Source organism: Algoriphagus sp. AK58 (assembly GCF_014324365.1).
Classification (GTDB): Bacteria; Bacteroidota; Bacteroidia; order Cytophagales; family Cyclobacteriaceae; genus Algoriphagus.
On sequence record NZ_QEIG01000008.1, the window covers coordinates 674,144 to 689,879 of the forward strand.

Annotated in this window: 22 protein-coding genes; all 22 read right to left on the bottom strand. The window is 43.1% G+C overall.

The features are described from left to right. The 22 genes from rplF to rpoC all read right to left on the bottom strand — a co-directional run bounded on the left by rplF (nucleotide 1) and on the right by rpoC (nucleotide 15,694). Nucleotides 1–558 carry a 50S ribosomal protein L6 gene (rplF, locus tag DDT91_RS09705; protein ID WP_187175972.1) on the bottom strand — a complete coding sequence of 186 codons (558 nt, stop codon included), beginning with the start codon at nucleotides 556–558 and terminating at the stop codon, nucleotides 1–3. 9 nt (nucleotides 559–567) lie between these two features. Next, entirely contained in the window at nucleotides 568–963 is a 396-nt protein-coding gene (gene rpsH, locus DDT91_RS09710) for a 30S ribosomal protein S8 (protein WP_187175973.1), read from the bottom strand. An 80-nt stretch (nucleotides 964–1,043) separates the two neighbouring features. Then, nucleotides 1,044–1,313 carry a 30S ribosomal protein S14 gene (rpsN, locus tag DDT91_RS09715; RefSeq protein WP_111392757.1) on the bottom strand — a complete coding sequence of 90 codons (270 nt, stop codon included), beginning with the start codon at nucleotides 1,311–1,313 and terminating at the stop codon, nucleotides 1,044–1,046. 2 nt (nucleotides 1,314–1,315) lie between these two features. Further along, nucleotides 1,316–1,876: a 50S ribosomal protein L5 gene (rplE, locus tag DDT91_RS09720; RefSeq protein ID WP_187175974.1), complete on the bottom strand. Its 561-nt coding sequence runs from the start codon at nucleotides 1,874–1,876 to the stop codon at nucleotides 1,316–1,318. Next, entirely contained in the window at nucleotides 1,869–2,213 is a 345-nt protein-coding gene (rplX, locus tag DDT91_RS09725; RefSeq protein WP_222718622.1) for a 50S ribosomal protein L24, read from the bottom strand. Before rplX ends, rplE begins: the two co-directional genes overlap by 8 nt. 2 nt (nucleotides 2,214–2,215) lie before the next feature. After that, entirely contained in the window at nucleotides 2,216–2,584 is a 369-nt protein-coding gene (gene rplN, locus DDT91_RS09730) for a 50S ribosomal protein L14 (protein ID WP_067544585.1), read from the bottom strand. A gap of 2 nt (nucleotides 2,585–2,586) precedes the next feature. Continuing rightward, nucleotides 2,587–2,850, bottom strand: coding sequence for a 30S ribosomal protein S17 (rpsQ, locus tag DDT91_RS09735; RefSeq protein WP_187175975.1), 264 nt, complete (start codon nucleotides 2,848–2,850; stop codon nucleotides 2,587–2,589). 19 nt (nucleotides 2,851–2,869) lie between these two features. Next, nucleotides 2,870–3,052 (bottom strand): 50S ribosomal protein L29, encoded by a 183-nt coding sequence (rpmC, locus tag DDT91_RS09740; protein WP_187175976.1) that lies wholly within the window; start codon nucleotides 3,050–3,052, stop codon nucleotides 2,870–2,872. A 9-nt stretch (nucleotides 3,053–3,061) separates the two neighbouring features. Next, on the bottom strand, nucleotides 3,062–3,481 hold the full coding sequence (gene rplP, locus DDT91_RS09745; RefSeq protein ID WP_111392751.1) for a 50S ribosomal protein L16: 420 nt from the start codon (nucleotides 3,479–3,481) through the stop codon (nucleotides 3,062–3,064). A gap of 25 nt (nucleotides 3,482–3,506) precedes the next feature. Continuing rightward, nucleotides 3,507–4,244: a 30S ribosomal protein S3 gene (gene rpsC / locus DDT91_RS09750; protein WP_187175977.1), complete on the bottom strand. Its 738-nt coding sequence runs from the start codon at nucleotides 4,242–4,244 to the stop codon at nucleotides 3,507–3,509. 9 nt (nucleotides 4,245–4,253) lie between these two features. Beyond that, a complete protein-coding gene (gene rplV, locus DDT91_RS09755) occupies nucleotides 4,254–4,646 on the bottom strand; it encodes a 50S ribosomal protein L22 (protein WP_187175978.1) in 393 nt (130 codons plus the stop codon). Nucleotides 4,647–4,648: 2 nt separating this feature from the next. Continuing rightward, nucleotides 4,649–4,927 carry a 30S ribosomal protein S19 gene (gene rpsS, locus DDT91_RS09760; protein WP_010856292.1) on the bottom strand — a complete coding sequence of 93 codons (279 nt, stop codon included), beginning with the start codon at nucleotides 4,925–4,927 and terminating at the stop codon, nucleotides 4,649–4,651. 2 nt (nucleotides 4,928–4,929) lie between these two features. Next, entirely contained in the window at nucleotides 4,930–5,754 is an 825-nt protein-coding gene (gene rplB, locus DDT91_RS09765; protein ID WP_187175979.1) for a 50S ribosomal protein L2, read from the bottom strand. 13 nt (nucleotides 5,755–5,767) lie between these two features. Next, complete coding sequence (gene rplW / locus DDT91_RS09770; protein WP_187175980.1) at nucleotides 5,768–6,055, bottom strand: 50S ribosomal protein L23; 288 nt, start codon at nucleotides 6,053–6,055, stop codon at nucleotides 5,768–5,770. Between the two features lie 4 nt (nucleotides 6,056–6,059). Then, nucleotides 6,060–6,689 carry a 50S ribosomal protein L4 gene (gene rplD, locus DDT91_RS09775; protein ID WP_187175981.1) on the bottom strand — a complete coding sequence of 210 codons (630 nt, stop codon included), beginning with the start codon at nucleotides 6,687–6,689 and terminating at the stop codon, nucleotides 6,060–6,062. 3 nt (nucleotides 6,690–6,692) lie between these two features. Continuing rightward, nucleotides 6,693–7,325, bottom strand: a complete 633-nt coding sequence (gene rplC, locus DDT91_RS09780; RefSeq protein WP_187175982.1) for a 50S ribosomal protein L3 — start codon at nucleotides 7,323–7,325, stop codon at nucleotides 6,693–6,695. A gap of 235 nt (nucleotides 7,326–7,560) precedes the next feature. Next, a complete protein-coding gene (gene rpsJ, locus DDT91_RS09785) occupies nucleotides 7,561–7,866 on the bottom strand; it encodes a 30S ribosomal protein S10 (protein ID WP_024284766.1) in 306 nt (101 codons plus the stop codon). Nucleotides 7,867–7,877: 11 nt separating this feature from the next. Continuing rightward, nucleotides 7,878–9,995: an elongation factor G gene (gene fusA, locus DDT91_RS09790; RefSeq protein ID WP_187175983.1), complete on the bottom strand. Its 2,118-nt coding sequence runs from the start codon at nucleotides 9,993–9,995 to the stop codon at nucleotides 7,878–7,880. Nucleotides 9,996–10,000: 5 nt separating this feature from the next. Continuing rightward, entirely contained in the window at nucleotides 10,001–10,468 is a 468-nt protein-coding gene (gene rpsG / locus DDT91_RS09795) for a 30S ribosomal protein S7 (protein WP_067544568.1), read from the bottom strand. Nucleotides 10,469–10,487: 19 nt separating this feature from the next. Next, nucleotides 10,488–10,901: a 30S ribosomal protein S12 gene (rpsL, locus tag DDT91_RS09800; RefSeq protein WP_026953260.1), complete on the bottom strand. Its 414-nt coding sequence runs from the start codon at nucleotides 10,899–10,901 to the stop codon at nucleotides 10,488–10,490. A gap of 98 nt (nucleotides 10,902–10,999) precedes the next feature. Further along, complete coding sequence (locus DDT91_RS09805; RefSeq protein ID WP_187175984.1) at nucleotides 11,000–11,314, bottom strand: DUF3467 domain-containing protein; 315 nt, start codon at nucleotides 11,312–11,314, stop codon at nucleotides 11,000–11,002. A gap of 66 nt (nucleotides 11,315–11,380) precedes the next feature. After that, the gene (gene rpoC / locus DDT91_RS09810; RefSeq protein ID WP_187175985.1) at nucleotides 11,381–15,694 is read right to left on the bottom strand and encodes a DNA-directed RNA polymerase subunit beta'; all 4,314 of its coding nucleotides are present in this window, start codon (nucleotides 15,692–15,694) and stop codon (nucleotides 11,381–11,383) included. Nucleotides 15,695–15,736 lie beyond the last annotated feature (42 nt).

Sequence of the window (15,736 nt, forward strand, 5' to 3'; positions counted from 1 at the left end):
TTATTTTTTACCGGCAGTTTTACCAGCCTTACGTCTAACATTTTCACCAGTAAAGCGCACCCCTTTACCTTTGTAAGGTTCAACCTTACGCAAGGAACGGATCTTTGCAGCGACTTGACCGATCAATTCTTTATCGATACCTTCCAAAGTGATAACTGGGTTTTTACCTTTTGGAGTCTCTGTTTTAAGAGAGATCTCGTTAGGCAAAGCCATAAAAATGCTGTGAGAATAACCTAAACTAAGCTCAAGCACTTGACCTTGGTTGGAAGCCTTGTAACCAACACCGACCAATTCCAAGTCCTTCTTGTATCCCTGAGAAACACCGATGACCATATTGTTGATCAATGCTCTGTAGAGACCATGCATAGACTTGTGTCTTTTTGAATCAGTGGGTCTAGAGAGGACAACATCCTTGCCCTCCACTTTTACCTGAATATCGGGATTCACATCCTGAGTCAGTGTACCCTTTGGACCTTTAACAGTGACAGTTCCATGAGCTGACACGTCTACAGTAACACCGCTGGGTAGATTTATTGGTTTTTTACCTATTCTAGACATGATAGTAAATTAATATACGTAGCAAAGTACTTCGCCTCCGATACCTTCAGTACGGGCTTCTTTGTCTGTCATCACACCTTTGGAGGTGGATACGATAGCAATACCAAGGCCATTGATCACTCTTGGGAGTTCATCATGCTTGGCATACTTTCTTAAACCTGGAGTACTAACTCTTTCCAGACTCACGATGGCATTTTGCTTGGTGGTTGGGTTGTACTTCAAAGCAATTTTGATAGTGCCTTGAGGTCCATTATCTTCAAACTTATAGTTTTGAATATACCCTTTGTCGTGCAAAACTTTTGTGATCTCCTTCTTGATGTTAGAAGCAGGTATCTCAACGATTCTATGAGAGGCCTTTATGGCATTTCTCAATCTGGTCAGATAATCAGCTATTGGATCAGTCATATTAGTATAGTCTAGCACCACCCGAATTGGGCGTGCAAAGTTACGAATTGATTTTTAGAATAAAAACTACTGTCGTTATTTTACCAGCTAGACTTTGTCAGACCAGGAATCTTACCAGCAGACGCCATTTCTCTGAAGGTTACCCTGTTGATACCGAACTTTCTCATGTATCCTTTAGGACGACCGGTCAGCTTGCATCTGTTGTGAAGTCTTACCGGAGAAGCATTCTTTGGTAATTTGTCAAGGGCTTCGTAGTCACCGGCTGCCTTGAGCTCGGCTCTTTTCTTGGCATACTTGGCTACCAGTCTTTCTCTTTTTCTCTCGCGAGCTTTGATGGACTCTTTTGCCATGATTATTCTTGATTATTTTTATTTACGAATGGCATTCCGAAAGCTTTCAACAAAGCAAAAGCTTCTTCATCTGTACCGGCTGTGGTCACAAAAGTGATATCCATACCTGAAATTCTGTTTACCTTTTCGATAGAGATCTCAGGGAAAATGATCTGCTCTGTGACGCCCAAAGTGTAATTACCTCTGCCGTCAAATCCTTTATCGGAAATTCCTTTGAAGTCACGAACACGTGGAAGTGCTACAGTCATCAAACGGTCAAGGAATTCGTACATTCTTTCACCTCTCAAAGTAACTTTTGCTCCGATAGGCATTCCTTCTCTAAGCTTGAAGTTAGACACTGCAATCTTAGCCTTAGTGGCGACAGCTTTCTGACCTGTGATCAAAGAGAGCTCTTCTACACCCTGGTCAACCAATTTTTTGTCAGCTACAGCAGCTCCGATACCTTTATTAAGGACGATCTTAGTCAATTTCGGAACTTGCATTACAGAGGAGTACTGAAACTTCTCTTTCAAAGCAGGAACGATATCGTTCAAATACTTTTCTTTAATTCTTGGATTAGCCATTGATCACCTCCCCAGTTTTCTTTGAGAATCTCACTAGTTTACCATTTTCATTTACCTTACGGCCTGTTCTGGTTGCTTCACCGGTTTTTGGATCTACCAGCATCAGATTACTGATATGAAGTGAAGCTTCTTTCTTTTCGATACCTCCCTGAGGCTTAGCTGCAGTTGGTTTCACATGTTTCGTAATCATGTTGATACCTTCTACAATCGCTCTTCTCTTTTCAGTATCTACTGACAGTACCTTTCCGGTTTTTCCTTTGTCATCACCAGAGATCACTTTTACAGTGTCACCAGTTTTAATATGCAGCTTTGGCTGCTTATTGAATTTTCTTTCCATGATTAAAGTACTTCAGGTGCCAAGGAAATGATTTTCATAAACTGCTTCTCTCTGAGCTCTCTGGCAACAGGTCCGAAAATACGGGTACCTCTTGGCTCGTCGTTGTTGTTCAACAACACGGCAGCATTGTCTTCGAATCTGATATAAGAACCATCCTTTCTTCGGATTTCTTTTTTGGTTCTCACGATTACCGCTTTAGAAACGGTACCCTTTTTCATGTTGCTGGAAGATAGGGCTGACTTTACAGTCACGACTACTTTATCACCGATAGAAGCGTAACGCTTCTTAGTTCCTCCCAACACGCGGATGACCAATACCTCTTTGGCACCGGAATTATCTGCAACGCTTAGTCTGGATTCTTGCTGTATCATGATTACTTAGCCCTTTCAATAATTTCAACTAATCTCCAACGCTTGTTCTTGCTCAGCGGACGAGTTTCGCTGATTCTAACCACATCACCTGGGTTACATTCATTCTTCTCGTCATGAACCATAAATTTGGTAGTCTTGGCAACAAACTTACCGTAGATTGGATGTTTCACCTTACGTTCTACAGCTACAGTGATGGACTTGTCCATTTTGTTGCTTACGACCTTCCCAACTCTTTCTTTGCGAAGATTTCTCTCAATCGTAGCCATTTTCTTTTCTGTTAGCTAGTTATTTGGAGTGTAATGCAGTCTTCAATCTTGCGATCAGACGCTTAGACTCTCTGATTCTGTTAGGATTCTCAATTGGAGAAATCGAATGGGCAAATTTCAATTTGCCAAGATTCTCCTGCTCAGCGACAAGTCGCTCGGCGATTTCACTTGCTGAAAGTGATCTGATTTCAGTGTTTTTCATAGTTCCTGATTATTCAGCGTAGTCTCTTCTTACAACAAATCTTGTACTTACGGGTAGCTTCTGCTGCGCAAGTCTCAACGCCTCTTGAGCGGTCTCTAGGCTCACGCCTGTAGCTTCGAAAAGGATAGTACCTGGCTTGATAACGGCCACCCAATATTCAGGAGCACCTTTACCTTTACCCATACGTACCTCTGCGGGCTTCTTAGTGATAGGCTTATCAGGGAAAATTCTGATCCAAACCTGTCCTTCTCTCTTCATCGCTCTTGTCATGGCAATACGAGCTGCCTCGATCTGGCGAGAAGTAATCCATCCTGGCTCAAGGGATTTGATGCCAAAGTTGCCAAAAGAAAGCTCAGCGCCTCTCGTAGCAAGACCTTTGACACGGCCCTTGTGCATCTTCCTATATTTAGTTCTTTTCGGCTGTAACATGATTTCTCACTTAGAAAGGTGAAAATTAGTTATTTCTTTTTCTGCGTCTTGGACCATCTTTCTCCCTTCCTTTAGGAGCAGGAGTGCGCTGACCTTTTGGTTCGTTTGCTGCACCTTGGTTTGGAGAAAGGTCTCTCTTACCATAAACTTCACCTTTGAAGATCCACACTTTGATTCCGATGATTCCGTACACAGTCAGTGCCTCGGAGATCGCATAATCAATGTCGGCTCTTAGGGTATGAAGAGGAATTCTTCCCTCTTTGTACATTTCAGAACGAGCCATTTCAGCACCGCCCAGACGACCAGAAAGTTTAACTTTGATTCCTTCTGCACCTACTCTCATGGTAGCTGCAATCGCCTGCTTCATGGCACGACGGAAGGAAATTCTAGCTTGAAGCTGCTGTGCGATAGACTCACCTACCAATTTTGCATCCAGTTCAGGACGTTTGATTTCAAAGATATTGATTTGAATATCCTTGTTGGTGATCTTCTTAAGTTCTTCTTTAAGCTTGTCTACTTCGGCTCCACCTTTACCAATCACAACACCTGGTCTGGCAGTATGAATTGTTAAGGTGATTCTCTTAAGCGTACGCTCAATGATCACTTTGGCAATTCCGCCTTTTGGTATTCTGGCAAGGACGTACTTACGGATTTGTTGATCTTCGTATAATTTATCAGCAAAGTCTTTTCCACCATACCAGTTGGAATCCCAGCCTTTAATAACACCAAGTCTAAATCCTATTGGGTTAATCTTTTGTCCCATAGTCTTTTCTTAATTTGCCTTTTCGTTTGTTTCTACTACATCAGCGGTAACATCTCCGGAATTGAACGCATCAATTACCAAGGTTACATGATTGGATCTCTTGCGGATTCTATGACCGCGACCTTGAGGTGCAGGTCTTAGTCTCTTCAGTGAGCGACCCTCGTCAACCATAATGGTTTTTACATAAAGGTCAGCATCTTCGAGTTTGGCATCCGGATTTTTTGCCTGCCAGTTGGCCACAGCTGAAAGGAGAAGCTTCTCCAATTTGATTGCTCCATGGTTAGGAGTGAATTTCAAAATGCTAAGGGCCAATCCTACTCTCTTACCTCTCACGAGGTCAGCCACAAGGCGCATTTTGCGCGGGGAAGTAGGAACGTTTCTTAATCTTGCTATTGCTTCCATGATTATCTCTTTCCTTTATCTTTTTTAGCAATGTGGCCACGGAAGTTTCTGGTTGGGGCAAATTCACCCAATTTGTGACCTACCATGTTGTCAGTTACAAATACCGGGATAAACTTGTTTCCGTTATGCACAGCGAAGGTATGTCCCACGAAATCCGGAGAAATCATGGATCTTCTTGACCAAGTCTTGATGACAGATTTCTTGCCTGACTCGTTCATGGCATCTACTTTCTTCACCAGGTGGTGTTCGATATAAGGACCTTTTTTTAATGAACGTGCCATAATTACTTAGATCTTTTGCTGATGATGAATTTGTTTGAATACTTCTTAGGCGTTCTGGTTTTCTTTCCTTTCGCAAGAAGACCTTTACGTGATCTTGGATGACCACCTGAAGAACGACCTTCACCACCACCCATTGGGTGATCTACTGGGTTCATCGCCACACCTCTTGTACGAGGTCTGATACCGAGCCATCTCTTACGACCGGCCTTACCCAGCACCACGTTCATATGGTCTGCATTGGATACAGTACCTACTGTAGCCATACATGCCCCAAGGATAAGTCGCATTTCACCAGAAGGAAGTTTTACGGTCACGTATCTAGAATCTCTAGCCACGATCTGAGCGTATCCACCCGCACTTCTAGCCAATGCACCACCTTTACCTGGCTTCAATTCCACATTGTGTACGATTGTACCCATTGGGATATTTGCCATAGGCATGGCGTTGCCCACTTCTGGAGCAACTTGCTCACCGGAAATCACTGTTTGTCCTACTTGCAAACCTTCCGGAGCGATAATGTAGGCCTTAGCACCATCTGCATAGTAAAGTAGGGCAAGACGGGCTGTTCTGTTTGGATCGTACTCGATTGCCTTTACGGTAGCAGGTACACCAAACTTATTTCTTTGGAAGTCTACTATTCTGAGTCTTCTCTTATGACCGCCGCCGATGTAGCGAGCTGTCATTTTGCCTTCATTATTTCTACCGCCTGATTTCTTCGCAGGAGCGAGGAGTGACTTCTCTGGTTTTGACTTGGTAATCTCGTCAAACGCAGGAGCTACTCTGAATCGTGTTCCCGGAGTTACAGGCTTTAATTTTTTAATTGCCATGATATTGATTCAATTAAATTTCTCCGTAAAAATCAATTACTTCACCATCAGCTACTTGTACGATTGCTTTTTTATAAGCATTGGTAAAGCCTGATACGATTTTATTCTTGGTGTATCTTGTCTTATGCTTCGCAGCATATCTCATGGTACGAACAGACACTACTTTTACACCATACTTTTTCTCCACAGTGGATTTGATCTGCTCCTTGTCGGCAGTCTTTTCGACGATAAAGCCGTAAACTCCCTTTTCATTAAGTGCAGAGATCTTTTCTGTGATCAAAGGCTGCTTCAGAATATCCATTGTCTTATTTCGATAAAATGGTTTCTAACTTACTTACAGATCCTTCGCACAGTACCAAATGGTCAGCATTGAGGAGTTGGTAAGTATTCACATCATTTACAGTCACAACTTTCGCCTTTGGAAGGTTTCTGCTGGATAGAAATACATTTTTGTTGTCCTCTGGAAGTACCAACAAAGTCTTTTTATCTGACAGTGAAAGTCCATTGAGCAAAGCGATATAGTTCTTAGTCTTTGGAGCATCAAAAGCAAGATCTTCCAATACCAAGAGACTGTTTTCTTTTGCTTTATAAGAAAGCGCAGACTTACGAGCTAATTGCTTTACTTTTTTATTCAACTTGAAGGAGTAGTCTCTTGGCTTAGGACCAAATACTCTACCACCACCACGGAAGTTAGGAGCCTTCAAAGACCCAGCACGAGCACCACCGGTACCTTTTTGCTTCTTGATCTTTTTAGTAGAACCCGCTACTTCGTTTCTTTCTTTTGATTTGTGAGTACCCTGTCTCTGATTAGCCAGGTATTGCTTCACATCCAGGTAGATCGCATTGTCGTTTGGCTCGATTGCGAAAATCTCGTCAGAAAGAGTCACCTTTCTACCTGTTTCTTGTCCTTTATGATTGATTACTGCTAATTCCATGGCTTACTTCTCCAGAATAACAAATGAATTTTTAGGACCAGGCACTGAACCGGAAACCAATAGAAGGTTTTGCTCAGGGTAAACTTTCAACACTCTTAGGTTGATCACTTTCACTCTGTCTCCTCCAGTTCTTCCAGCCATTCTCATACCTTTGAATACTCTGGATGGCCAAGAACAAGCACCAATGGAACCTGGGTGTCTTTGTCTGTTGTGCTGACCGTGAGTTTGTCCACCCACACCACCAAAACCATGACGCTTCACAACACCTTGGAAGCCTTTACCTTTTGAAGTACCGATGGCATCTACGAAGTCACCTTCTACGAAAACCTCTCCTGCACTTACTGTCTTTCCGAGCTCCACTTGGCCTTCAAATTCGACCCTGAAGTCACGGAACTCAACAACTTTCTGCTTTGGCGTGGTGCCGGCCTTTTTAAAATGACCGATCAATGGCTTAGGAGTATTTTTCTCCTTTCGCTCACCGAATGCCAACTGCACTGCGTTGTACCCGTCTGTTTCAACGTTTTTTACTTGCGTCACTACGCAAGGACCAGCTTCTATTAGCGTGCATGCGACATTACGTCCATCGGCACTGAAGATGCTAGTCATTCCGACTTTTTTACCTATAATACCAGACATCTTAAATAAGATAATTTGATAATCCACAAGTGTTTATGCACTTGGGCCCTTTTTAAGGACTGCAAAGTTACTGAAATAAAATTTGGCAGCAAATCCCAACTCTAATATTTTCAAACATTTAGGAAAAAACTGAACGGTTGAGGTAAGTCCGCCTTAAATTCTCCTGATCAAATCCATCAAAAAGAAAAGACCTGCATTGAATGCAGGTCTTTTTTAATTAAGATTTATGGTCCTGTCAGACTTTGATTTCAACGTCCACTCCACTTGGAAGCTCAATTTTCATCAAAGCATCAACAGTTTTGGAAGAGTTGGAGTAGATGTCAACCAGTCTCTTGTAAGTACAAAGCTGATATTGATCTCTAGCCTTCTTATTTACGTGTGGAGATTTCAACACCGTAAATTTTTCCTTCTTAGTAGGCAAAGGAATAGGACCAACTACTACAGCGCCAGTTGCCTTTACTGCCTTCACGATCTTTTCTGATGACTTATCCACCAGGCTGTGATCGTATGATTTCAATTTTATTCTGATTTTCTGATTCATTTTGTTTTCGATTAGGCTTTATCACCTTTTACTTTAGCAATTACCGCTTCGGCAATGTTGCTTGGAACTGGCTCATAGTGAGAGAACGTCAAAGAGGCCGTTGCTCTACCTGAGGTGATGGTTCTCAAGTCCGTCACATAACCGAACAATTCGGACAAAGGAACGCTGGCCTTGACAACGGTAGAGGTACCTTTAGTATCCATACCTTTCATCAATCCTCTTCTTCTGTTCAAATCACCTGTAATAGGACCAGTATATTCATCTGGAGTTACTACGTCCACCGACATGATTGGCTCTAGCAACTGAGGCTTACACTTTTTAGCAGCTTCTTTGAAACCAATTCTTGCTGCCAATTCGAAAGAAAGTGCGTCAGAGTCCACATCGTGGTAAGAACCATGGAACAATTTCACTTTCATTGATTCGATTGGGTAACCTGCCAAAGGACCATTTTTCATAGCTTCTTGGAAACCTTTCTGAACAGGCTGGATAAATTCCTTAGGAATTACACCACCTACGATCGCATTGACAAAGTCAAGTCCAGGTTTAATTTCACCTGTTTCAGGATCTGGATCTTTAGGTCCCAATTCGAATACGATATCAGCAAATTTACCTTTACCACCCGTCTGCTTCTTGTAAACCTCTTTGTGTTCTACTGAACCAAACAAAGCTTCTTTGTAAGCCACCTGAGGAGCACCTTGGTTGATTTCAACCTTAAATTCTCTCTTCAGACGGTCAATGATGATTTCAAGGTGAAGTTCACCCATACCTCTTAAGATAGTCTGACCAGTCTCGTGGTCTGTATTAACCTGAAGGGTAGGATCTTCTTCTACAAGCTTAGAAATCGCCATTCCAAGTTTATCCACATCCGCCTGAGTTTTAGGCTCGATTGCATAACCGATAACAGGCTCAGGGAACACCATGGATTCCATTACCACTTTACGCTTTTCGTCGCAAAGGGTATCACCCGTTTTGATGTCTTTGAAACCTACCACTGCACCGATGTCACCTGCCTCCAGTCTTTCAATTTGGTTCTGCTTGTTGGCATGCATCTGGAACACTCGAGAAATACGCTCTTTATTTCCAGAACGGCTGTTGAATACATAAGAACCGGATTCCAAAGTACCTGAGTAAGCTCTTACGAAGCAAAGACGGCCCACAAATGGATCGGTAGCAATCTTGAATGCCAAGCCAACAAATGGCTCATTGAACTCAGGCTTGATCAGAATTTGCTCTTCCGTATCAAGGGTAGTGGCATACAAGTCATCCTTGTCCAATGGAGAAGGAAGCAATTCCATCACCAAGTCAAGCATGGTCTGTACACCTTTGTTTTTGAAAGAAGATCCGCACACCATAGGCACAATCTTCATGTCAATTACGGCTTGTCTCAATGCATCCAAGATCTCACGCTCAGTAATAGAGTTTGGATCATCGAAGAATTTTTCCATGAGGGACTCATCATACTCCGCAACAGCCTCGAGAAGGTATTCTCTCCACTGAGCTACGTCTTCCTTCATGTCATCAGGAATTGGAACCACTTCATAGGTCATACCCATATCTGATTCGTTCCAAACCATTCCTCTGTTGTTGATCAAGTCAACAACACCTTTGAATTTGTCTTCAGCGCCAATTGGAAGCTGCAATGGAACTGCTTTGCTTCCCAACATTTCTCTAACCTGCTTGCACACGTTAAGGAAATCAGCACCTGCACGGTCCATTTTGTTAACAAAACCGATACGCGCTACTTTATAATTATCAGCCAAACGCCAGTTGGTCTCAGACTGTGGCTCAACACCATCCACAGCACTGAACAGGAAAACAAGTCCATCAAGGATCCTCAATGAACGGTTAACTTCTACGGTGAAGTCAACGTGCCCTGGGGTGTCGATGATGTTAATTTGATATTGATTATTTCTGTAAGGCCAGAAAACGGTAGTAGCTGCAGATGTAATGGTGATACCTCTTTCCTGCTCTTGAGCCATCCAGTCCATTGTGGCGGCACCTTCGTGTACCTCTCCGATTTTATGGGACTTTCCGGAATAAAAAAGGATACGCTCCGTGGTAGTAGTCTTACCCGCATCAATGTGCGCTGCAATACCAATGTTTCTGGTAAATCTTAAATCTCTTGCCATCCTAATTAAAATCTAAAGTGTGAGAACGCTTTGTTGGCTTCGGCCATTCTGTGGGTATCATCTTTCTTCTTCACTGCGGCTCCTTCGCCTTTTGCAGCAGCGATGATCTCACCTGCAAGTCTGTCCATCATGGTTTTCTCACCTCTTTTACGAGCATAGGTGATCATCCACTTGATCCCAAGGGACATCTTTCGTTCAGGTCTTACTTCCATAGGAACCTGGAATGTAGCACCACCAACTCTACGACTCTTCACCTCTACGGATGGAGCAATATTGTTAAGCGCTTTTTTCCAAACTTCAAGACCATTCTCACCTACTTTGGATTCTACCTTTGCTACCGCATCGTAGAAAATGTTGTAAGCAATACTCTTCTTCCCGTCGATCATCAGACAGTTTACAAACTTGGTTACCAAAGTATCATTGAACTTTGGGTCAGGAAGAATATATCTCTTCTTTGGTTTCGCTTTTCTCATTTCTTCTTAAAGTGTTTTGTTATTTCTTCTTGCCTGGAGCTGCAGCAGGGGCACCCTTACCAGCTTTAGGTCTTTTAGCACCGTACTTGGAGCGACCTTGCTTACGGTCTTTAACTCCGGCAGTATCCAATGCACCGCGGATGATGTGATATCTCACACCTGGAAGATCCTTCACACGACCACCTCTGATCAATACGATGGAGTGTTCTTGAAGATTGTGACCTTCACCTGGAATGTAAGCGTTCACTTCTTTTCCATTAGTCAATCTTACCCTTGCCACCTTTCTCATAGCAGAGTTAGGCTTCTTAGGGGTCGTAGTGTATACTCTGGTACAAACTCCTCTACGCTGTGGACATGCATCCAATGCTCTAGATTTCGATTTGATTTCCAGTGTATTTCTACCTTTTCTTACTAGCTGTTGAATAGTAGGCATTAACTGATAAAATTTAGTTTTCCTGTAAACTGTTAATTTTTGGACTGCAAAGGTACAAGAAGTAATAAGAGTAACAAAATTAAGCAGTTATATTTTTGTTAGGCCTCACCGGGAGTACCGAATGAAATAGGGAAGGTAGGTGCCCCCCCGCCTTGGCTTATTTTTCCAAAAGCAGCCTCATACTTTTCAATGTTATCCTTTAATGCTGCAAGTAATCGCTTGGCATGATCTGGAGTTATGATAACTCTTGATTTAACCTTTGCCTTTGGCACTCCGGGCATTAATCGGATAAAGTCAATGACAAACTCCGAATTGGAGTGTGCAATCATGGCTAAATTTGAATAAACTCCTTCGGCGATTTCCTCAGAAAGTTCCACATTGATTTGTTGGTCGTTTTTATTTGGATCTTGCATGGTTGAGTAAGATTAAAAAAGGCCTGTACATGACATACAGGCCTTTCATTTAATATAGATTTCTACTTAGAGAATTGCCTCACTAGACTTCCTGGAAGAAGTTCTTTCCATGTTTTCAGAAAGCTTCTCATATTCTTCCTTAGAGCCTACGATCATGCTTTGGAATCTTCTCTGTCCGGTACCGGCAGGAATTAAGTGCCCAACGATAACGTTTTCTTTCAATCCCAATAGCTCATCACGCTTACCTCTGATTGCCGCTTCAGAAAGCACCTTGGTTGTTTCCTGGAAGGAGGCTGCAGAAATAAAGCTTTCAGTACCCAAAGAAGCTGCCGTGATACCTTGCAGAGTTGGAGCAGAAACAGCTGTTTCGGCATCTCTTACCTGAACAAGTTTCAAATCCTTACGCTTTAAGCTGGAATTTTCATCTCTCAGTCTTCTTGCAGAAATGATCATACCTGGCTTAAGAGTGGAAGAATCTCCTGCATCCATGACCACTTTCTTATCAAGGATGTTGTCGTTTTCCTCACGGAATGCCCACTTATCGACTACTTGGCCCTGCAAGAAGTTTGTATCACCTGCATCAAGGATCTCCACTTTTTGCATCATCTGGGATACAATTACCTCGATGTGCTTGTCGTTGATTTTTACACCCTGAAGTCGATAAACTTCCTGAATTTCGTTAACCAAGTACTCCTGAACGGCCGTCGGTCCTTTGATCGCCAGAATATCGCTTGGAGTGATGGCACCGTCGGACAATGGCTCACCGGCACGTATAAAGTCATTTTCCTGAACCAAAATGTGCTTGGACAAGGAAACCATGTATTTCTTGATCACTCCGTCCTTAGATTCGATGATGATTTCACGGTTACCTCGCTTGATACCACCATAGGTTACCACACCATCGATCTCAGAAACCACCGCAGGGTTGGATGGATTTCTGGCTTCGAACAATTCAGTAACTCGTGGAAGACCTCCAGTAATGTCTCTTGTTTTACCAACAGATCTAGGGATTTTTACCAAGATTTGTCCGGCTTTCACTTTCTCACCAGCTTCTACAGCCAGGTGCGCACCAACTGGAATATTGTATCCCTTTGAATCTTCACCATAGTTGATAACGATTGCCGGGTTTTTGGTTCTGTCCTTGGTTTCAATGATTACTTTTTCACGGAAACCAGTCTGATCATCGGCCACTTCTTTGTAGGTAATTCCTTCTACAATTGCCTCAAATTCGACCGTACCGTCAAATTCGGAAAGAATGACCGCGTTGTATGGATCCCAAGTACAGAGTGATTCACCTTTGGAAATCTTCTGTCCATCTTTCACATTAAGGATAGCACCATAAGGCACGTGGTTTGAAACCAATGTCTTTCCTGTCTTTGGATCGTTGATTTTGATTTCACCCGAACGGCCCATTACCACAGTTACAGGTTCACCATCTCTATTGGTAGTCTCGATGTACCTTAATTCTTCTTCAAACTCAACCACACCATCAAACTTAGCATTGATGCTGGCATCTACCGCCATGTTGGAAGCAGTACCACCCACGTGGAAAGTTCTCAAAGTCAACTGAGTACCAGGTTCACCGATGGATTGTGCTGCAATAACACCTACTGCCTCACCTGCCTGAACCATTTTACCAGTTGCAAGATTTCGCCCGTAACACTTAGAACAAACTCCTCTTCGAGTTTCGCAGGTCAATACAGATCTGATTTCTACCTCTTCGATGGAGGATTCATCGACACGCTTTGCGATCTCGTCTGTGATTTCTACACCGGCTGGTATGATCAACTCATCCGTAGCTAAATCATAGACATCATGCACAGAAACTCTTCCAAGGATTCTTTCAGAAAGAGGCTCAACGATTTCGTCATTGTCTTTCAATGGCTGAACAACTAAGCCTCTCAAAGTACCGCAATCCTCTTCGGTCACGATCATATCTTGGGCTACGTCAACCAGACGACGAGTCAAATAACCGGCGTCAGCAGTTTTAAGCGCAGTATCGGCAAGACCTTTACGTGCACCATGCGTAGAAATGAAGTACTCCAATACATCCAGACCTTCTTTGAAGTTGGAAAGGATTGGGTTTTCAATGATTTCACCTACTGAGCCTTGAAGGTTTTTCTGAGGCTTGGCCATCAGACCTCTCATACCACCCAGCTGTCTGATTTGCTCTCTAGAACCTCGAGCTCCTGAGTGCATCATCATGTAGATGGCATTGAATCCTTGCTTGTCCTCTTCCATCTTCTTCATCAGATTGTTAGTCAAATGAGAGTTGGTACGAGTCCAAATATCAATTACCTGATTGTAACGCTCGTTATCGGTGATCAGACCCATGAGGTAGTTATTCCAAACTTGGTCTACTTCCTCTTTCGCTTTAGCGATCATCGGCTCTTTTTCCTCAGGAATGATTACGTCATTCAAGCCCATGGAAAGTCCACCTTGGTATGCCATCTGGAAACCTAGATGCTTGATATCATCGAGGAATTGTGCAGTTCTGGCAATGCCACACACTTTTACTACCTCAGCGATGATTTGCTGAAGTTTTTTCTTGGTCAAAAGCTCGTTTACGTAACCAACCTCCTCAGGAACAAACTGATTGAAAATCAATCGACCAGCAACTGTCTCAATAATTTGTTCTTTTATCTCGCCTTCGGAAGTTCTTACTTTTACTTTACACTTGATGTTGGCATGCTTAGAAATCTTACCTTCATTCAGTGCAATTATCACTTCTTCAGTGCTGTAGAAAGTCATTCCTTCACCAGCTACTGGTTCTTCAGGTGTAGACTTCTTGCCTTTGGTCACATAATAAAGACCCAAAACCATGTCCTGAGAAGGCACCGTAATAGGAGCACCGTTGGCAGGGTTGAGGATATTATGTGCAGAAAGCATCAACGTTGAAGCTTCCAAAATCGCTTCATGACCCAGTGGTACGTGTACCGCCATCTGGTCACCGTCAAAGTCAGCGTTGAACGCGGTACATACCAACGGGTGAAGCTGAATCGCTTTTCCTTCGATCAATTTTGGCTGGAAAGCTTGGATACCCAACCTGTGAAGAGTTGGGGCACGGTTAAGGAGAACAGGGTGTCCTTTCAATACGTTTTCCAAAATATCCCAAACCACAGGATCTTTGCGATCCACAATTTTCTTGGCAGACTTTACCGTCTTTACAATGCCTCTTTCAATCAGTTTTCTGATGATAAATGGCTTGAAAAGTTCGGCTGCCATATTTTTAGGAAGACCACACTCGTGAAGCTTCAATTCAGGACCCACGACGATTACAGATCGACCGGAGTAATCCACACGCTTACCGAGCAAGTTTTGACGGAATCGACCTTGCTTACCTTTCAACATGTCCGAAAGGGACTTCAAGGCACGGTTACCATCGGATCTTACCGCATTTACTTTTCTGGAGTTATCAAAAAGTGAATCCACAGCTTCCTGCAACATTCGCTTTTCGTTTCTCAAGATCACCTCAGGAGCTTTGATATCGATCAATCTCTTAAGACGGTTATTTCTGATGATTACTCTTCTGTAGAGATCATTCAAATCGGAAGTTGCAAAACGACCTCCGTCCAAAGGAACCAATGGACGCAATTCCGGTGGAATAACAGGAACCATTCGGACTACCATCCACTCCGGACGGTTTTCGATACGGGTTCTTGCATCACGGAATGCTTCTACTACTTTCAGACGTTTTAAGGCTTCTGCCTTACGCTGCTGAGAAGTATCGGTAGCTGCTTGGTGACGTAGGGAGTACGAAAGATCATCCAAATCCAATCTTGCCAACAACATTTCCAAAGCTTCAGCGCCCATTTTGGCGATGAATTTATTTGGATCGTCATCATCAAGCATGTGGTTTTCCTTAGGAAGCTTGTCCATGATGTCCAAGTACTCATCTTCAGTCAAGAAATCGAGGTATTGAACACCTTCTTCTGCCTTGATACCTGCCTGAACTACCACATAGCGCTCATAGTACACGATCTGATCCAACTTCTTGGTAGGAAGACCTAGGAGGTAACCAATTTTATTAGGAAGAGACTTGAAGTACCAGATATGAGCTACAGGAACCACCAATTCAATGTGGCCCATACGCTCACGGCGTACTTTTTTCTCGGTCACTTCCACGCCACAACGGTCGCAGATGATGCCTTTATATCTGATTCGCTTGTACTTACCACAATGACATTCCCAATCTTTCACAGGACCGAAGATTCGCTCACAGAACAATCCACCCATTTCAGGCTTGTATGTTCGGTAGTTGATGGTCTCTGGCTGGGTTACCTCACCATTTGAGCTATCCAAAATAGATTCTGGAGAGGCCAAGCTGATGGTAACTCGGGAGAAATCGTTGTTGAGTTTTTTATTTTTTCTAAACGACATAATTTTTTGAGATATGTTCAGGGCGGTTGCCCGCCCTATGAG

Bases quoted from the DNA above. Each gene is read 5' to 3' on its own strand.
- rpsG (WP_067544568.1), bottom strand. From the start codon at position 10,468: ATGAGAAAAGCGAAACCAAAGAAGAGATATATTCTTCCTGACCCAAAG.
- rpoC (WP_187175985.1), bottom strand. From the start codon at position 15,694: ATGTCGTTTAGAAAAAATAAAAAACTCAACAACGATTTCTCCCGAGTT.
- rpsL (WP_026953260.1), bottom strand. From the start codon at position 10,901: ATGCCTACTATTCAACAGCTAGTAAGAAAAGGTAGAAATACACTGGAA.
- rplE (WP_187175974.1), bottom strand. From the start codon at position 1,876: ATGGCTAATCCAAGAATTAAAGAAAAGTATTTGAACGATATCGTTCCT.
- rplX (WP_222718622.1), bottom strand. From the start codon at position 2,213: ATGGAAAGAAAATTCAATAAGCAGCCAAAGCTGCATATTAAAACTGGT.
- rplF (WP_187175972.1), bottom strand. From the start codon at position 558: ATGTCTAGAATAGGTAAAAAACCAATAAATCTACCCAGCGGTGTTACT.
- rplV (WP_187175978.1), bottom strand. From the start codon at position 4,646: ATGGAAGCAATAGCAAGATTAAGAAACGTTCCTACTTCCCCGCGCAAA.
- rpsQ (WP_187175975.1), bottom strand. From the start codon at position 2,850: ATGGCTACGATTGAGAGAAATCTTCGCAAAGAAAGAGTTGGGAAGGTC.
- rplN (WP_067544585.1), bottom strand. From the start codon at position 2,584: ATGATACAGCAAGAATCCAGACTAAGCGTTGCAGATAATTCCGGTGCC.
- rplD (WP_187175981.1), bottom strand. From the start codon at position 6,689: ATGGAATTAGCAGTAATCAATCATAAAGGACAAGAAACAGGTAGAAAG.
- rpsN (WP_111392757.1), bottom strand. From the start codon at position 1,313: ATGGCAAAAGAGTCCATCAAAGCTCGCGAGAGAAAAAGAGAAAGACTG.
- rplC (WP_187175982.1), bottom strand. From the start codon at position 7,325: ATGTCTGGTATTATAGGTAAAAAAGTCGGAATGACTAGCATCTTCAGT.
- rpmC (WP_187175976.1), bottom strand. From the start codon at position 3,052: ATGAAAAACACTGAAATCAGATCACTTTCAGCAAGTGAAATCGCCGAG.
- rplW (WP_187175980.1), bottom strand. From the start codon at position 6,055: ATGGATATTCTGAAGCAGCCTTTGATCACAGAAAAGATCTCTGCACTT.
- rpsS (WP_010856292.1), bottom strand. From the start codon at position 4,927: ATGGCACGTTCATTAAAAAAAGGTCCTTATATCGAACACCACCTGGTG.
- rplB (WP_187175979.1), bottom strand. From the start codon at position 5,754: ATGGCAATTAAAAAATTAAAGCCTGTAACTCCGGGAACACGATTCAGA.
- rpsJ (WP_024284766.1), bottom strand. From the start codon at position 7,866: ATGAATCAGAAAATCAGAATAAAATTGAAATCATACGATCACAGCCTG.
- fusA (WP_187175983.1), bottom strand. From the start codon at position 9,995: ATGGCAAGAGATTTAAGATTTACCAGAAACATTGGTATTGCAGCGCAC.
- rplP (WP_111392751.1), bottom strand. From the start codon at position 3,481: ATGTTACAGCCGAAAAGAACTAAATATAGGAAGATGCACAAGGGCCGT.
- DDT91_RS09805 (WP_187175984.1), bottom strand. From the start codon at position 11,314: ATGCAAGATCCAAATAAAAACGACCAACAAATCAATGTGGAACTTTCT.
- rpsH (WP_187175973.1), bottom strand. From the start codon at position 963: ATGACTGATCCAATAGCTGATTATCTGACCAGATTGAGAAATGCCATA.
- rpsC (WP_187175977.1), bottom strand. From the start codon at position 4,244: ATGGGACAAAAGATTAACCCAATAGGATTTAGACTTGGTGTTATTAAA.